We start from the raw sequence: 17,341 nt of genomic DNA, 5'->3' as shown, positions 1-17,341 counted from the left end.
ACCTCCTGCTAAATCTCAATTTTCCCCGTTACAGCCTCATAAATAAGATTCTTTTTATACTCATTTAACTTTTTAATTAATCCTTGTTTTATGGTTATTGCTTTGTCTATATCTTCGCATTTTTTATCTAGATAATTATTTATTTCTTCTTGCTCATCAATTGGGGGAGTAAGTAATGGAAAATTATAAAATTCTTCTCTTTGCAGCCTCCATCTACCTAAATGTGATACTCCTCTGCCAAAGCCATAAAATAATTTTCTAAAGTAACACATTTGAAAATAATATAAGTAGTATCTCTTTGACCCCTCCTCATTTAGTTGAAACACTCTATAATCTGGGCTTGTTACTCCTTCGTAAATCGAACAGTCCACATATCCTGTCAACAAGTCCATTGAGTTCATAACAAAATCATCAATTAAAACCTCTTGATAACCTGCATAGCTTACTGCTAATTGTCCATCATTACTTGTTATATCTTTGATTTTTAAACCTCTTTGCGTAAGTGAAAGAACTTCTCTATCTTCTGTGTAAACAAGGTTCTTTTTAATTGCAAACTTGTTCTTTATTCTTCCTACTTCCCAATGGCATGGAACTTTGCCAATCCAACTAATATTACTATCTTTCATCTCAGCATTTTTATTGATACCTTTTGTTATAGCCTCAGTTATAATTGATTGTTTATATGTTTTCAATAAATCTATATGTTTCTGATGAATTTCTATAGCTTTATCAACTTCGTTACACTTATTATCTAAAAAACCAGCTAACTTTTCTTGCTTTTCTAATCTTTTTGGCATAGTAATAACTAGATTACCTATATCACCAAAATTAAGTCCTTCTCTAGAGCTACCATTTTGAAAAGAGTAAATCTGATTAAATACAAAGCAAGATTGCATTACCTTTTCAAATAACATTGGTAAAATCTTTTCTTGAATAGGTCTTAGGATGCATACGTGCTGATTTACATTAGCAACTTGAAAATCTCCTGGTACCATACATGTTCTACCAATAGATGCTCCCGTTATGTTTAATAGAATATCATATGGTTTAACCTTTGTAGAAGACATCTCCTCATTAGTTTTTTCATCTATATATACAACATCATCTAAATGTAATCCATCATTATAAATATTTTGACTTCTTAAAAACATAATTCCACTTTGAACATACACTTCTGCTCCACCTTTTGGAGTCTTTCCACTACCAACTTGAGAAGTTAAATATTTTACTTTAATTACTTGCCAATCACTTGGTATTTCTTTTATCCATCTTATTCCACTATCCTTCATCTGTCTCATACTTCAAACAACCTCCCAAGAACTGCTTGAAGTTCTGTCTCCATATTCATTATTTCTATCATTACTTCATTTGATTGTCTTGGAATAGTAAACTCATAGAAGTACCTTGTAAAGTGTATTTCATATCCTATTTTAGTTTTGCTTTCATCAATCCAAGCATCTGGCACATAAGGTTTTACTTCCCTCTCAAAATATTCATATATATCTTCATTAAGTGGAATACTCTCTGTATCTCTGAGCTTAGCATCTGGCTTTGGATTTCCTTGTTTGTCAGTTATAATATTTCCTTCTTCATCTCTTAATGGTCTTTCAACCACTATCTTGTTGTATCCAAATTTATTATTATCGTATATCTTTGAAATATTGCTTTCTTTAAAATCTCCAAAGGTACGAGTGATTTCTTCAATCGCCCATTCTGGTACTTCTTGACGTTTCTCCCCTAGGGATTTTCTCATTTTTTCATACATATTAATGGCATTAATAAGCTGAATCTTTCCTTTTCTATAAGGCTTTTTCTTGTTTGATAACACCCAAATATAAGTTGATATTCCAGTATTATAAAATAGATTAGTCGGCAAAGCTATAATTGCTTCCAGCCAATCATTCTCAATAATCCATTTCCTTATATTGCTTTCTCCACTTCCTGCATCACCTGTAAATAGCGGAGAACCATTTAATACGATAGCTATTCTTGAGCCTTCTGGCTTCATCTTAGAAATTAATGTTTGTAAGAATAAGAAGGCTCCATCAGATACTCTAGGCAGACCTGCTCCAAATCTTCCTTCATACCCTAGTTTTTCATATTCTTTAGTAACTTCCTTTTGTTGTTTTTTCCATTCAACTCCAAAGGGTGGATTTGAAAGCATATAATCAAACTTTACATTTGCATACATATCATTTTTAAGGGTATCTCCATGCTTTATGTTGTTGGCATTAGCACCTTTAATAAGCATATCTGAACCACAGACAGCATAAGTTTCTCCATTTAACTCCTGACCAAAAGGAATAAGTTTTGCCTCACTATTTAGTTCCTTTAAGTATTCATCTGCTGCTGTAAGCATTCCTCCAGTACCGCAGGCTGGATCATATATAGTTCTTGGTGTGTCTGAACCTGTAAGTATTTCTGTATCCTCAATAAATAGCAGATTTACCATAAGCTTTATAACTTCTCTTGGTGTGTAGTGCTCTCCTGCTGTTTCATTTGATATTTCTGAGAACTTACGTATAAGTTCCTCAAAGATATATCCCATTTCTATATTAGAAACTTTATCGGGATGTAAGTCTGCTTCTGGCTTTACAAATTCACTTAAAACAATATAAAGAAGTTCACTGTTCACAAGCTTTGTTATTTGAACATCAAACTCAAATTTTTCAATTATTTCATAAGCATTTTTAGAGAATCCATTTATGTAATCTTTTAGGTTAGCTTCGATATTATCAGCATCATCTAGTAATGTCTTAAAAGTATATTTACTTGTATTATAAAAGTTATACCCACTTTCGTCTCTTAAAAAAGGATCTAGCACTTCTTCATCCATAATAGATTTTAGCTCATTGTATTTTGCCAAAACCTTATCTTTCGTATCTTCCAGCACACAGTCTAGCCTTCTCAGCACAGTTAAAGGCAGTATAACTTTACCGTACTCCGATTGCTTAAAATCTCCTCTTAGTTTATCCGCCACTGACCATATCAAATTAGCTTTTTCATTTATGTTTATATTAATCATTTGACCCTCCGTTGTATTCTATTTCATTGCATTTATTAGACTTAATTCTAGCATCTTTAGGCTTTTCAGCATCCTTTGGTATAGCCCAGGAACGTCCAAACCGCAAAACCCCTTCAATTCTTCCCTTTTCGCAAAGAGCCTGAACTCTTCTCTCTGAAATGCTCCACTTTTCGGCTATCTCTTTTACCGATACAAAGTCCATAACTTTCCATCCTTTCATTTGGAACACTGGGTAGCCTATCTCGCTCGTTCCCACTCTCTAGTCTATCTGTTATAGATCATTTAGATCTTTGACCTCCACGAACACATACATAATTTACCTACAATTGCTCATTTTAAGTATATACGGTTATACGAATAATAGCAAGTTTTAAGCATATATATATAAATTTAGACTATGGCAACTACTTCTCTGTATTAGTGCTATATTATTAAAACATCTGTATCTTTATATAGTTATAATACTTATTTTTCAATAACCCTATATATCTTAGATTATATAGTTCAAGGTGGTTGCAAACTGTCACCCTCCCTACGACACTGAACAATTGTATAATTATCTAGAAAGCACCAGTTACTTTCAATTCTCTTGAATGGCTTAAAAATAGAGCAATATTCTGTAGGTATACAAGATCTGTCATCCCTATAAGATGATTCTGTAGCCCCATTATGATTTGGCTCGTCTTCTTTTAATAAATCTTCATTAATAATTTCACTTATTAAGTCATCACTTGATGTATAATCGTCAAAAGTTACTATTTGCATCTTTATATTATTCTCATTGCAGTTATCTTCAACTTTTTCTTCTTTAATATTTAACTCTTTATCATCCACTCCTTCACTGGTTTCAGAAGGACAACATAGGGTATATAAATTAGATGTTTGTCCTCCCTTTTCTCTAAATCGGCTATCCTTCTTTATAAATCCTTCTTGTAAAATAATTGTCATAGTTCTTTGAACTGTTCTTGCTGATATACCGCAATCGCTGGCTATTGTTTTAACAGAAGGAAAGCATGTTCCTTCTGCATTAGATCTATTTATAAGATAAAACATAATCTGTTTAGCTCTACTTGGTAAGTTTGATTTATAAACTTGGTCTAACAATTCATTTTTCTTCATCAGAAACATCCTCCCCTTACTTAAATTTCTATAATATAATCAATTAAAATATCTTTAAACACTTTTTCATTAACTTTACCATCAAAAAGACTAGGATTATATAGTGAAAAATGCACTTTATTATTTTCGCTTTCAGTTAGTTTCTTCAAATTAACTCTCCCTGCTTCTGCGGAAAATGAGAAAATAGTGTTTGTTTTTTCTTCTCCTATCAGTTTCAATGCTTTATTAAGACAGGGCAGTTCATAAGGTTTGCTTCCACTGCATAAAATTCTTACATCGCAGGCTTTAAATATTGATAAGCTAGAAAGGTTCAATATTCCTAAATCAAAAATATTAAAATTATAATCATTTGGAAATTGTTTATCTAGGTAATACCCTATACCTTTGTATTTAATACATTTATCAGAAACCATGGTAAACTCATAATAAGCTGCAATATCTTTTAAATGCTCATTATTATTGGCTTCTGTGTAACTCACTTTAGCACCTATTCCATGCAAATAATTAGTTAAATTAAAAGCAGTCGTAGTTGTACCAACTCTATTTTGTGCACCTGCAACTGCTATTTTTATATTCTTATGCTTAAAAATATATTTTGATAAACTTTTTGTACCTTCGGAATCCCTGTAATCTTCAATTGTCATTCCCTGTTCACTAACACATTTTAATATCTGCTCTTTTATTTCTGAAACCGTATCTGCTATTATAATGTTATAAATCCTTTCGCTAAGTAGTTTTTGTATGAGATTATCTTCTATTAATAACCCTTCTGCAAAGATGATTATTCTTGAATCATACATGGTTTTAAAGGCAACTAAGGCTTCTATAAGTTCATTTTCATTATCTTTAATAGCTTTTAAATCAACAGCTACATAACTATAATGGCTTAAACTTCTCATATCATGAATAACAAATTTCTTAAGATAAAACTCCCCAGTTAATTTCTTTATTATCAGTCCTTTTTCCTTTGTTAAAAAGTCAAATATACCTATGTTTTGATTACTTGATAGGCAAAGAAGCATTGCTCTCACTCCCCTGTATAATCTTAAAATCCGATGGCAATGTTATTGGCTCTCTTTGTGGCTTATAGGTAAATAGCAGTACTATGCCTATAACCACGATAATGACATAAATAAATAATTCAATTAGTAATTTCTTTTTCATCATCTTCCTCCATCTTATTTGCTAATAATCCAAAATGGCCCACCTGCTGCCGCTCCTTTGTTTGTTTCATTTAAGATAATAGATAAATCCCATTCTTGTTCACTTCTTTTTCTGCTTACAGGGTCTGCAACTAATATTTTTCTGCCTTGTGTTACACCTCTAAGAACAATGAAGTGTCCTGAGTTTGTAAAATGTCCTTTTGCCATAATTGCAATAATGAGTTTTCCTTGTGATAGTGCATCTACTAATTTTTGAGGCTCATTTGACTTAACTCCTTCAACCTTTAAGCCAAAATGTTTTGCACCACCTGGAATTAAGCTGTGAAAAGAACCGGTACCTTCTAAGTAATATCCATTTTCATAAGCCCATTTGCTCATTTGAACAGGGTCAACTTTTTTATCTGTAAGACTTGAAGCTACTATTGCAAGTGAAGTTGGTCCGCAGCCACTTCTTCCTATAGTTCCTGTCTTTCCATATGGAGTATTCTTCCACCTTGTGTCTGCTTGATTATAGTAAACAACTTCTGTTTTACCATCTTTAAATGAAACTCCCGAAAAGTCTGATCCGCTGCTCTCTATATAGCTTTCATCATTTGGATTTACAAGCTGTCCATAGCTATAACTGCTTGTTATGTCTTGAACATAATTTAGTTCATTACCTGTAAAAAAGTGAGATATTGCTTGAAAAGGACTTGTGAGTATATAAACTAAAAAGGACAAAATTAAAAGCACCGCTATTAACGGTGCCAAAATTATCAAAAATGTTTTATGTCTTTCTTCTTCATCTTTTACAGACTGCATTGCAATCTTTGCTATAGTCGCTGCTGTTTTAGGATCAATTGCCATTAAACCACCCCTTATCTTCCTCCTGCTTTACCCATATAAGCAAATTTGTACTCTGGTATTTCAAATACTACATGCAGCCTTTTAGAACCAATCATAACTAGAGCATTTCCTCTCTTTTTGCTTGCAAGTAGTTCCTCCTCTGCATCTGTGAGATTGTAAAGCTCTTTAGTTTCTTGTAGATTTCGTCCATCAGTACCCATAATTATCTTAAAACATGGTATATCAAGCAAAGCCTGTCCATACATTTTAATTTGCGGGTCTAAAAAGTCAACCACTGAGTGGCTTATTATAGCAATTCCAGCTTCATATTTTCTTGCACGTTTTTCTACATTTCTTAAAAACACTAGGCTTTGAGGTACGTTAGGATCTATCATTAGGTAAGCTTCATCACATATAAGCAACACTCTTTCATTTCTATCTTTACTCATCTCCTGCCAGCACCAAGTAAGTATATTAAAGTATTGAGTTCTTTTAATATTATCATTGGTATTTTGCAAATCATGAGTATCAAGACATATACATCTGGTATTTGTTTTTATAGAGCTATGTCCATTCCATAAGAATGAATCGCTGCCCATAGCAATATCTTTTAAAAGTAATGCAAGGTCAGCGAATATATTTTGTTCACTTTCCTTGCGTGTTTTTTCTTTTTGCTTTGCCTTCTTTTCAATTAATTTATATAGGTCAGAAAAGATTGGGAAATCTTCATTATTTAACTTTATTATGTCAGTATCCCAGCTAATATTAAAATTATTATAAAGTTCTATAATGCTGTCTTTTAGTATAGCTCGTTCTCTATCTGTAAGTGATGGAAGATAAAGACTAAAGAAGATTTCTAAGTTTTTAATATAGATTGCCATATCTCCCATGCCATAACCTTCATCTTTGTAAAGCTCATCATCTTCATCTACAGGTGTAGGTCTTATTTGAAGTGGATTTATTCTACCATTACTTCCTCCACCTGCATTAATCCAATCTCCTCCAAGTGCTTCACAAAGCTCTTTGTACTCGCGCTCTGGATCTACAAAAATAATTTTAGTTCCTTTCATATATTCAGATAATGCTATATGCTTTACGGCTGTGCTCTTTCCTACTCCTGCAACTCCCATAATAACCATGTTTGTATTAGTTCTATCATTACCTCTTTTCCAAGTATCAAGAACTATAAGTCCACCACTGGTGTCCCTTCCAAAATAATAACCTGTACCATCATTATAACCACTTGATGAAAAAGGAAATCCACCTACAAAGGTGGATAACGGAATAATTCTTGATACAATTTGGTCTATATTTTCGTCTTTTGTATAAAAAGGTGAAAGACTTTTAAAAGCCTGCTCTTGAAGATTAGCAAGAGTTCTAGGCTTACATTTACTCATAGCACAAGTGCTCTCTGTTTTTCTGCATACTTTATTAAAAGCTTCATCATCTTTTGATATTGGCATAATAGTTATTCCCATAAGCCCTACTGTCTCGCCATTTTGGTCTATCTGAACCATTATTCTTTCTCCATCTAAAGCAGCTCTTTCAGCTCTCTTTTGTGCTAATGGGTCTTTTGCACTCTCCGCTGCTCCACGATTTTGAATAACACTTTTAGAAAGGCTCTCAATAAAAGAACCATTGTCAATTGGTGTAAAAGATACACTGACAATGGTACTTGGTATGTTTGTTAATTTAGAAAGCCAGCCATAATCAACTTTCTGAGGATATTTTACTATTCCATATACTTTACCTGTATTTTCTCCAATAACAAGACTGTTTCTTTTAATCTCTAATCCCATTGGAGTTATAATATTTAAAAGTGCACTATTTATTGATATTTCTTGTTGAGTATTCTTTTTATTTTTAGCCATTAATCTATCTCCATTTCTTCATCTTCTTCATCAAAATCTCTTTCAAAGCATTTATCTTTTGATAATACTGTAGGATTAATAGGTCTTCCTACTTCATAGCTGTCCTTTATCTCTTGATAAAATTCCTCTCTATTTTCATAATAAATAGTTTCCATAACTTTACCTGTCATAGAATAAAAATCAATCTTTCCATAAAAAATTCTAGTTCTTTCGTTATCTATATTTGCTATAATAATTCCTCCAAATAGTTTAATTTTCAGCTTTAGAGTATAGGGATAGTTGCTTCAAACTCTGTGTCTTCAACATTTGCATAGGCAGGATTATTAACAAGATTACAAAGTCTTACTATATCTTGTTCTTTCAATATTTCACATCTTATATTGCCGCTTTCAAACTTTGATACAAATTCATAGCACCTTCTTGTCATATCCCTTTCAATGCCATCTTCATACTTTTCCCAAAGCATAATATAAAACTGTCTTTCTACTACATCTCCTGATAAAGCATAGTTGCTCATTACAAGCATTTCATTTCTAAGCAAATCCTTTTGCTTTTGATCTGAAGTACTTGAAATTATTTGTGTATATTCATTTATAAGTGGTGAAATATCTACTGGTCTTGATACTGCAAGAAACTTAAAAGGCTTCTGCTCACTGGATAACTCTGCAGTAAGTGTTTTACAAAGCTGCTTTTTTTCTCTTTCTGATAACAAATCAATGCTTATTGGATTAATTTTTATATACATAATAATTTGACCGTCCCTTGTATAAAGGAAACGGTCTTTAATTTCTTTAACATTTACAAAATCATTGGCAGTTTTCTGCTCTTTATTTATAGTTTCTTTAGCCTTCTTTTTATCAGTTTTTAGATAAACTAAAGTTATTCCTCCACCAATTAAACAAATGATAATTACAACTATTGGTATAATAGGATTCATGTTTTCCCTCCTTACAGCTCAAGTTCTTCATCTTCTGCATAGAAGATTTGAAAAAATTCTGGTTCCTGCATATCGTAGTAGTTAAAAGATTCTGGCTCATAAAATCTGTCTTTGTATTTTGAGATTTGTTCATCGAATAGTGAAATAAATTCACCATCATCATTAAATCCACAAATAAAAAAAGTGCCAGCAATTATATCTCTTCCGACACGTCTATTTCCTTCTAATCCCTGAAGTTTTCCTTCTTCATTACATACAAGGGTTGTTTCATTATCTAAATCAACACATTCAATTAGTCCACCAACAACTCTTTGCATGGAATGTAAGTCTTTATTTATGTTTGCTTCATAAGGAATTTTTTGCGGCTCAACTATTAATACTCTCATCTAAACCCTTCTCCTTTAATCTTTTTATGCTTTCTCTAATATCTAAACCATCTATCTCATTTCCAAGACAAACCCAGCCTTCATACTCTTGCCTTGCAAATAATTCAACCCTTGGTAAATCACCACATAGCTCAATAATTCTTTCCCTAACTATATCTGGCTTCTTACTGTGTTCCTCTATAGGTGTATCTACAATAGAGTGAACTGACTTAGATAATCTCTTTGGATTACCTCTAGTTGCTATGATACATATTTCAGGATTTGCTCTTGTCCAAAATCCAAGTCCCCAAAACCATGACGGACTTTTCTTGTTTCTTTTAACCCAACAAAACCCAAGGGTTTTATAAGTAAATCCCCATCTTTTAATAGTTTCTATACCAGTTATTAAATTGGGGAAAGTAACCCATAAAAATAAAATACAATCTTTTGCAGCTAAACTTGCTACATCAAGATTGTATATATCTTCATGGTTCATAGTACTGTAATGGCTTTCTGCTGATCTTCCTTTTCCTTTGTCTGAATACACTTTATAACTCCAAGGTGGGTCAGCATATATTATGTTAAATTTCATGTGTACCTCCTACTTTCTAGGTCCAATATGCCAATCATCATAAAGGCTACCTTTTATATTTACTGAATCACTTAAGTTAGCTGATAACATGCCAACTGGAGTCCAGGCATCAATAACTTCAGTATAAACAGCATAAGCTCCATCTGGATACCAAACTGGAGTAAAATGTGTTCTGCTATTGTAAGTAGAATACTTATTATTCTTCAGCTGAAAACTTGCTACATATTCTCCTGAAGTTTTCTCTAAAACTCTATTGTAATTTTGATAATTAAACTCTGGATAATAGGATATTACATTTTGAGCGCCTGTAACAGCAAGGCTAGAAGCATTGGAGCTTAAGCTTGTTGAAGTATTTAAGTTTATACCATAACCTGATTTCATTGTTTTATTAAAAGTTGTTGGAACTTTGCTATCAGGATTAACATTTAAACTAGCTGATAAACTTGCAGAATAGCCTATCCATCTAAAATTCCAGTCTCCTTTATCTATCCAATGCCCATTATCAACCCACTGTCCATCTATCCAATTCCAATCTGCTTCCCACTCCCATTGTGGCTGCCAATAGTTGTCCCATTCTCCCCATGTTGCTGTTGTTTTTTGAGGATTACTTGGAATATTAGAAGCTTTAAAGTTATCATTTTTATCATTGGCTGTTGGATTTGGTGGAGTATTTTCTTTTAATTCTACTATTTTTGCTGTGATATTTGACTCATAAGAAACAGCGCCACTTACACTGACATTTACATTCATAGTCTGTGGAGTTTTAGGAGTATGCCATTTAAACCATACAAGCTGTGATTCTCCTTCAGGTATATAAATGTCATTCACTGTATAGCTTTTTCCATCTACCTTAAAGGTTACTGACACTGGATTATCTTGAGTACGTCTTTTATCTGTAGCTACAGTAATGGATGTTATAACATCTGTATCGGTTCTATATTCATAGGAGCTTGTACTTACTTGCACTCCTTTGTCTGCATCAGCAAAACGTATTATTCCAAGTCCTAAATATGATTTTATCTGGGCATTAGTAACTTTTTGGCTATCTGAACCTGTCCATGCAGGAAAGCCTAAGTCAGAAGTTTGCAAAAATAAAGCAAGAGGTAAATTCTTATGAGATAAGCTCACCATCTTGCTTCTTAATACTCCGCCTAAAGCTTCATCATATAACGCAGCTTCATGAGCAGTCATTGCCATATACATTCCTTGAAAGGTCATATATGCTATAGGTTCTAGTAATATTTTATAGTCACCACTTATAATATTTTCATATTTCATTCCTGTGATGCTTGAGATTAGTCTTAATGCATACTCTGAGCAAAAGTATCTTTTAGTTGCTTCAATATTTATCTGATAACTACTTGATCCTATTATTCTAGGCATAGGCTGAGAAGGTCTATAATATACGTATCCATTTATCCTTGGAGTTAATGAAGCACCGTTTTTATAATCAAATTTGCTTTTCTTCCCAAAGTGAGCCAAAGTAGATGGTTGATTATTATTTGAAAAATCAATAGAGTTAGTAACAGGCATTCTATCACTGTTTCTTATTACTGTAACTCTAACACCATCATTTCCAGCATTCCAAAAGTTTTGATTTGTACCACTTCCCATACCTCCTCCACCGCCATCGAAGTTTCCACTTCCTTCAGCAAAAGCACTTTTAGGTACTGAAGTAATAATTAGCATTATACAAAGCAAAAAAGCTGTAATTTTTTTCATTGATACACCTCCAAAATAAAAGAGAGTACAGCTTTACTCGCCATACTCTATGAAATCATTGATATTTATTTTAATCCATTGTACCTACTTGCTTATTAACACTACCAGTAGAGTTTACACTTTCGCCTTTATTAGCACCACCATCATCAACCCATCCGAAACCAGGGAAGTAAACTTGTCCTTTACTGTTTTTCTCTCCTGCCTTTGGAGTTTGTGTTTGTGCCTGCGGCTTTATTTCCTTATCAGGGTAAGTAGGAACTTTGCTTTTATCTGTTACGCTGTCAGTTGTCTTGGGTTTTTCTTTGGGAGGCTCTGGCTTAGGAGCCTTCTCCTTTTGAATTACTACCTGTGATTTTGAAACTTCAGTTTGAGTAACCTTAGGAACTGGTATGTTATTTGTGTTTTCTGAATCCTGTTTTTTATTTACTTCTGGCACTACTACTGGATGAGGTTCTTCATTCTTGCTCTCATCCTCTGTAACAGTTACGTTTTCTGGCTTGTTTGCTAAAGCAGGCATATCCTCAACCTTCGGTATTTTTGTAGTTAATGAAATAATAGAAACTACAAGAACTACACTTACTACTGCACACATAGAAATTAGGATATTTTTCTTTACCTTCAAATTTAATTTTTTCATTACTCATTACCCCCTCAAATTTTTAATATAGCGATGTTTTTTACACTTGTTAAAAAATAAACATATTTTACTCAAAATGTCTATATATTTTTCAAATCTTTACAGATGTAAATTGTGGAAATCCTAAAACTTCGGTGTATATCCTGAAACTACTTTTAAATTTATCTTCAATGGAGGACCTTTATCAAAGCCAAATCCTATCGGGACTTCAAGAAGTATAAATGCTTCTGCTTGAAACCTTTGATTACCACTTGTTTCTGTTGGAGCTAAAGAAGTATTAATTACATTTACTTTTAAATCTGATACTTTAAACTCTGCCTTTCCATTAGATAACTTAACATAATAGCCTCCTTCTTTTTTAAGACCAAGTAAATTACTAAGCTCTGAATATATATCTCCATTATCTAATTTACTTTCCCACTTATTATCTGAAGATAAGTAGTATCCTCCACTGTAACCTTCACGAAGTCCGTTATAAACTTCATCATAATTTGCAGCTGCAACAGAAATGATTGAAGCTTCCAATGCATCACGAACACCTTTAGCAATCATTTGAAGCCTTAAGTATTCAGATATTCCACTAAATATAATGATTAAAGACATTACAATAGCACAGGCAAACGGAAGTGCATTTCCTTTTTTCTCTTTCAATAACCCTTTTATTTTTATCACTTCCAATAAACTTCACTCCTTCCTGTTGCCTTTGATGTAAGTTCAATAGGAAAAGAGCCAAAGCTAAAAAACCCTATGTCTAATGTCTTAGTTACTGTTACAGTAATATCATCATTTAGCTGAACTTTATTTGTACCACTAATATAATCTGCTTCCCAAACTATCTTAGGATCAATTCCTGTTTGTTCCTTTAGCTTTAGATTTCTCTCTGCTACTTCATTTCCTATCCTTCCTGAAATTTCAGCTTCTCTAAGGATTTCATTTGTATAACTATTAAGCTGACTTTTAGCTGTAAAAACAGGAAATACTTTTACCGCAAAGGCTATGACAAGCATCGCAGATATTACAATAACAACAGTATCAATATAGCCTTCACCCCGTTTGCATTTAAGTATCTTTTTCACCCTTGCACCTCCCTAAAACATATTACCAAGAGTCTTAACTATCTCAACTCCCATTACTGTGAGATACATAAATATAAAGCACATAAGCATGGCAAAGGAGTATTTTCTTATCTTCCCTGGCTGCTTAGCTGCTATTGTCTTAAGTCTTTGAAGCTCTAACTGTTTTAAATCATGGGATAACATTTGAAAATATACAACTCCATCATCACCACGTAGAACACTTATAAGCCCTCTAACGATTTCTGATAGAACTGAACTTCCAAGCCTTGTTTCAAATCTAGTTAAAGCAGCTTCATAGCTTCCCGACTTCATATCTGCAACAGTTATTTCTAATTCACTTTTCATGCTTCTACCTGCACTTTGCTTATATCTTTCAAGTATTGATAATACATCTCTGCTTGCCTTTAGTTCCTGAACAAGTGTTGAAGTAAACCTTGGAAGCTCATATTCTATTTCTTCTCTTTGTTTTTTAACTGCTTCATCAGCTTTTTTTGTTTCTTTAAAATAAACTGCTATTGAAAGAAACAAAACTAGAGGACTAATTATAGGTAAAATAAATAAAGCAGGTACTATAATTAAAAATACAATACCTGCCTTTACAAAAGCCTGTGCTATATAAGTTTCTGGAGATAAATTAATCTCTGCTGACTTTAAACTTGCTATCATTTTTTTCTTTTTATAATCATTGAGCTTTATAAATTTTGATAGCTTAGTTGATAGCTCTAAAATAAATACATCAGTATTTTTAACCTTTTTTCTTTCTCTTTTACTAACCTTTAAAATTGCTTTAGATGCTTTATAACTTGGAAGTTTAAATAAATCTGCCATTATCATAAAGGTTCCAAAGGAAAATAAACATATAAAAATAAATAATATACCTAGCAAATTCTCACCTCCACTTAAGCCTTTTTAATTTGTCTATATTCAACTGGCTTAGTAATTTTTATTACTGCTGATAAAGATACGAAGATAACTAAAGCACATATTGCAAGAATTGCTTTGCCTATGGCTGTAAACATCAAGGTATGATACCATGACTTATTTAGAAAATACATAAGTGGTATGTTTCCTACAAGAAGTATGGTCATAGTTATAAATTCCTTCATAGGTTCATACAGAAGATAATCTAATTCTGCACTAACAATACGCATATCTGAAAGCTTTGAAACAATTGGTGTTAAAGTAGTTTTTAAATTTTTATCTTCTTGGCAGGCAATAACTGCATCTACCCATTCTCTAAAAACATCATTATCTATTTTAGATTTTAGATTTTCTAATGCCATTTTAATATTAGAGTTTATAAGCTTTGTCTGCATAAGAAAGCTTTTAAAAACATCTGCTACAGGTGGATTAATATAGGTTATATTTTCATCAACTGCTGTAATAATGCTTTCACTTCTCATATATGAAGTTGTAATCACTGATAATGCTGTTTCAAGTTCTGCATTTAATTGCTTCTTATAAAATGTAGCTGTAAATTTAACATACCAAAATGGAAGTAATGAAAATCCAGTAGCAAGTATAGGTACTAAGAAAAGGTTATTTAATGAAATTGCTATCATTACTCCTAGTACAAATAATGCAAAAGCCCATATACAGAGATTTGAAAAATTATCGCTTTTATTGGTTGCTTCTAAAATATCTTTTGTTTCTTGTATTAATAGCTTTAATCCCTTAGGCTTTTTATTTTTTATTACTTCATTAACTTTTGATTTCAGCGTAGCTTTTCTATTTTTAAATGGCTTAATAACAGCTTCAGCAAGCTCAAAGAGATTTAAAGAAAAAAGTATAAAGCTGCCTGCTACAAGTCCTAAAAATGCTATTACATTAAGCAGTCCCACTATGCTTCACCTGCCTTTAGTAAATTTTCAAGCATATTAAGTGGCATACCATTTTCAAGAAGCCTTTTTTGCAGGCTCTTTGATATGTTATTTACTTTTTCATACTCTCCTATTATTCTAAGCTTTCCATCTACTATTTTATTTTCTTTGATGTTATAGCGAAAAAGAGTGTAAATTTGCCTTTTACCATCTGGAAGGATTTCACACTCCGTTATCTCCATTATTTTTCTTGTATTATCTTCAAGCTTTTTAGTAAAAAGCACTATAGGAAAGGCTTCTGTAACTAAATTATAAAGAGTATCATCATTTATGTCATATTTCATCTTACAAAGAGTAACCATCCGATAATAAGTAGCTTCACAGGAATTTGCATGGGTTGTAGTTATAACTGCATGGCCAGTTCTTGCTGCTTCTTGAGCTGCAAAGGATTCTCCTCCTTTCATCTCTGCCACACATATATAATCTGGATTTGCTGTTAAAGCACTTTCAAGCAACTTTTCTTGGTCTATATTCTGCCTTTTGTCTTCACTATATCTTGTAACTGTATGCACTACATTATTTATAACATTACCTTTTTCATCTAGCTTTACAAGGTCAAATTCTCTTGTACCATTTTCTATGGTGAAAATACGTTTATCATCTGGAATGGTTGATAAAAGATAGCTCATCAAAGTTGTTTTCCCTGAAGATGTTGCTCCTGTTGCACACATACTTAATCCATATCTTAGGGAAGCACTTAAAAAATCAAGCATATCTTCTGTTACAGTTTCATTTTTTATAAAATCCTCTCTATCAAGCTTTTGAGGATTTACAATACGTATTGAAGCAGAAATACCTTTATCCTGATCTACTACCCCATTTCCAAAGACTGTAATTCTTATTTTATTTGATAAATGTCCTCTTACAACAGGTTGAGAGTTATCAAGTATCATACCAGATTTATGAAGAAGCCTTCTTATAACATCTAAAGCATGTTCAGGGGAATTAAACTTTTCTTTTGTAGGAAGTATTTGTCCATTTGAATAGGTTATCTTTATATCTTTCCATTGGTTTATATTGATTTCTTCTACATCATTTCTAAAAAGGTATTTAGTTATGAACGAGAACTCTGCCATCTCTGAGTACAGCTTTTCCACTAACTCTTCAAAGTTTAAATCCTTAACCCCTAAATGATAATCTAAAAGGTATTTAGAAATATAAGATTTAATCTGCTCTTTTTGTTCTTCAGGATTATCAGATAATAAAGTTGAATATTTATTTGAAATATACTCCTGTACTTCTTGAAGTATCTCTGGAAACTCCTTTATAACCTTAGCGGAGTTAAAAAACAAGTCTGCATTATTCATCTACTCTTCCCTCCTTTAAGCCATGAGAAAACCTTATTTTCTTTCTTTGATTCTTCTACCTTTTCATCAAAAGCTAAGGCAATTAGATCTTTCAATGTCTTATTGTATTCTTCTTTTTCTTTACTTTTTAAATCATTTAAAAGCTCTCCACATAAAAATTGCTCTGTAATTTCTTCTACATGAAGAAGTTCATGTTTTACCCCATGATACTTTTCTTTTATCTGCTCCTTAGGTTCATTATCTTTAACATTGGATATAGCCTTAATATGCTTTTCTACATTAAACCTTCTATCAGCAAGTAGTGGTAAATATGAATCAAAGTAGGATACTGCTTTTAAATTTGCACTTTTAAGTCTTATTACTTTATCTGCCATTTCAAGTGCTACAGTAGATAAAACATCAGATGTAAAATAACTCGAGCAGTCCACTATAACATAATCAGCAAGATGCCTTAATAGTATTAGTAAATCCATTGCTCTTTCTTTAGAGTACTCAGCATAAGTAAATACATTTTCTCCTTGAGCATAACTAAGAAAGCTTAAATATTCATTTTTCTCTAAAATAATACACTGAGATAAAATGTCTGCCTGAGTTATAGTAGGTGTTGAAAGTAACCTGCCTATAGATTTATTTTCTAAATCTTTATGAGGTAATATAGTCATAGCAGTAGGACACAACACATCACAAAATACAACAATCACATTTTTCTCTCTTTCTGAAAGCTCTTTTGCAATTTTAATGCTTGTAGTTGTCTTACCGGACGAGGGATTACCCCATACGGCAAGTATTTGATTTTCGTTCATAAAGTTTTTCCTCCTTGGA

General features: G+C 32.4%; 20 protein-coding genes. All 20 read right to left on the bottom strand.

Annotation, left to right across the window (positions count from 1 at the left end; translation table 11 throughout):
* Window positions 1–8 precede the first annotated feature (8 nt).
* Window positions 9–1,298 carry a restriction endonuclease subunit S gene (locus tag C1I91_RS14520; protein WP_128213500.1) on the bottom strand — a complete coding sequence of 430 codons (1,290 nt, stop codon included), beginning with the start codon at window positions 1,296–1,298 and terminating at the stop codon, window positions 9–11.
* Window positions 1,295–3,025, bottom strand: coding sequence for a type I restriction-modification system subunit M (locus tag C1I91_RS14515; RefSeq protein ID WP_128213499.1), 1,731 nt, complete (start codon window positions 3,023–3,025; stop codon window positions 1,295–1,297). The genes C1I91_RS14520 and C1I91_RS14515 overlap by 4 nt, the downstream gene beginning before the upstream one ends.
* Window positions 3,018–3,227: a helix-turn-helix domain-containing protein gene (locus C1I91_RS14510; protein WP_128213498.1), complete on the bottom strand. Its 210-nt coding sequence runs from the start codon at window positions 3,225–3,227 to the stop codon at window positions 3,018–3,020. The genes C1I91_RS14515 and C1I91_RS14510 overlap by 8 nt, the downstream gene beginning before the upstream one ends.
* Window positions 3,228–3,529: 302 nt before the next feature.
* A complete protein-coding gene (locus tag C1I91_RS14505) occupies window positions 3,530–4,144 on the bottom strand; it encodes a helix-turn-helix domain-containing protein (RefSeq protein WP_128213497.1) in 615 nt (204 codons plus the stop codon).
* 20 nt (window positions 4,145–4,164) lie between these two features.
* Window positions 4,165–5,166 carry a hypothetical protein gene (locus C1I91_RS14500; RefSeq protein ID WP_128213496.1) on the bottom strand — a complete coding sequence of 334 codons (1,002 nt, stop codon included), beginning with the start codon at window positions 5,164–5,166 and terminating at the stop codon, window positions 4,165–4,167.
* Window positions 5,144–5,308 (bottom strand): hypothetical protein, encoded by a 165-nt coding sequence (locus C1I91_RS28215; protein ID WP_164880543.1) that lies wholly within the window; start codon window positions 5,306–5,308, stop codon window positions 5,144–5,146. The genes C1I91_RS14500 and C1I91_RS28215 overlap by 23 nt, the downstream gene beginning before the upstream one ends.
* 14 nt (window positions 5,309–5,322) lie before the next feature.
* Window positions 5,323–6,153, bottom strand: coding sequence for a C39 family peptidase (locus tag C1I91_RS14495; RefSeq protein ID WP_128213495.1), 831 nt, complete (start codon window positions 6,151–6,153; stop codon window positions 5,323–5,325).
* 11 nt (window positions 6,154–6,164) lie between these two features.
* Window positions 6,165–8,003, bottom strand: a complete 1,839-nt coding sequence (locus C1I91_RS14490) for a VirB4 family type IV secretion system protein (RefSeq protein WP_128213494.1) — start codon at window positions 8,001–8,003, stop codon at window positions 6,165–6,167.
* Window positions 8,003–8,158, bottom strand: a complete 156-nt coding sequence (locus C1I91_RS28210; RefSeq protein WP_164880542.1) for a hypothetical protein — start codon at window positions 8,156–8,158, stop codon at window positions 8,003–8,005. The genes C1I91_RS14490 and C1I91_RS28210 overlap by 1 nt, the downstream gene beginning before the upstream one ends.
* Window positions 8,159–8,265: 107 nt before the next feature.
* Window positions 8,266–8,940, bottom strand: a complete 675-nt coding sequence (locus tag C1I91_RS14485) for a hypothetical protein (RefSeq protein ID WP_128213493.1) — start codon at window positions 8,938–8,940, stop codon at window positions 8,266–8,268.
* A gap of 11 nt (window positions 8,941–8,951) precedes the next feature.
* Window positions 8,952–9,326, bottom strand: a complete 375-nt coding sequence (locus C1I91_RS14480; RefSeq protein WP_128213492.1) for a DUF3846 domain-containing protein — start codon at window positions 9,324–9,326, stop codon at window positions 8,952–8,954.
* Entirely contained in the window at window positions 9,307–9,897 is a 591-nt protein-coding gene (locus C1I91_RS14475) for an MT-A70 family methyltransferase (protein WP_128213491.1), read from the bottom strand. Before C1I91_RS14475 ends, C1I91_RS14480 begins: the two co-directional genes overlap by 20 nt.
* A 9-nt stretch (window positions 9,898–9,906) precedes the next feature.
* The gene (locus C1I91_RS14470) at window positions 9,907–11,619 is read right to left on the bottom strand and encodes a DUF8193 domain-containing protein (protein WP_128213490.1); all 1,713 of its coding nucleotides are present in this window, start codon (window positions 11,617–11,619) and stop codon (window positions 9,907–9,909) included.
* 70 nt (window positions 11,620–11,689) lie between these two features.
* Window positions 11,690–12,256, bottom strand: a complete 567-nt coding sequence (locus tag C1I91_RS14465; RefSeq protein WP_128213489.1) for a DUF6550 family protein — start codon at window positions 12,254–12,256, stop codon at window positions 11,690–11,692.
* A 123-nt stretch (window positions 12,257–12,379) separates the two neighbouring features.
* On the bottom strand, window positions 12,380–12,928 hold the full coding sequence (locus C1I91_RS28205; RefSeq protein WP_238476041.1) for a hypothetical protein: 549 nt from the start codon (window positions 12,926–12,928) through the stop codon (window positions 12,380–12,382).
* Window positions 12,925–13,332 (bottom strand): DUF4320 family protein, encoded by a 408-nt coding sequence (locus tag C1I91_RS14455; protein ID WP_128213488.1) that lies wholly within the window; start codon window positions 13,330–13,332, stop codon window positions 12,925–12,927. Before C1I91_RS14455 ends, C1I91_RS28205 begins: the two co-directional genes overlap by 4 nt.
* Window positions 13,333–13,344: 12 nt before the next feature.
* Window positions 13,345–14,217, bottom strand: coding sequence for a secretion protein F (locus tag C1I91_RS14450; RefSeq protein ID WP_128213487.1), 873 nt, complete (start codon window positions 14,215–14,217; stop codon window positions 13,345–13,347).
* Between the two features lie 14 nt (window positions 14,218–14,231).
* Entirely contained in the window at window positions 14,232–15,173 is a 942-nt protein-coding gene (locus tag C1I91_RS14445) for a type II secretion system F family protein (protein ID WP_128213486.1), read from the bottom strand.
* Window positions 15,173–16,519: a CpaF/VirB11 family protein gene (locus C1I91_RS14440; RefSeq protein ID WP_128213485.1), complete on the bottom strand. Its 1,347-nt coding sequence runs from the start codon at window positions 16,517–16,519 to the stop codon at window positions 15,173–15,175. The genes C1I91_RS14445 and C1I91_RS14440 overlap by 1 nt, the downstream gene beginning before the upstream one ends.
* A complete protein-coding gene (locus tag C1I91_RS14435; RefSeq protein ID WP_128213484.1) occupies window positions 16,516–17,322 on the bottom strand; it encodes an AAA family ATPase in 807 nt (268 codons plus the stop codon). The genes C1I91_RS14440 and C1I91_RS14435 overlap by 4 nt, the downstream gene beginning before the upstream one ends.
* Window positions 17,323–17,341: the final 19 nt, after the last annotated feature.

Source organism: Clostridium manihotivorum, assembly GCF_004015185.1.
GTDB lineage: Bacteria > Bacillota > Clostridia > Clostridiales > Clostridiaceae > Clostridium_AR > Clostridium_AR manihotivorum.
The sequence above is the reverse complement of the archived record's forward strand: the minus strand, read 5'-3'. Positions and strand labels throughout refer to the sequence as shown.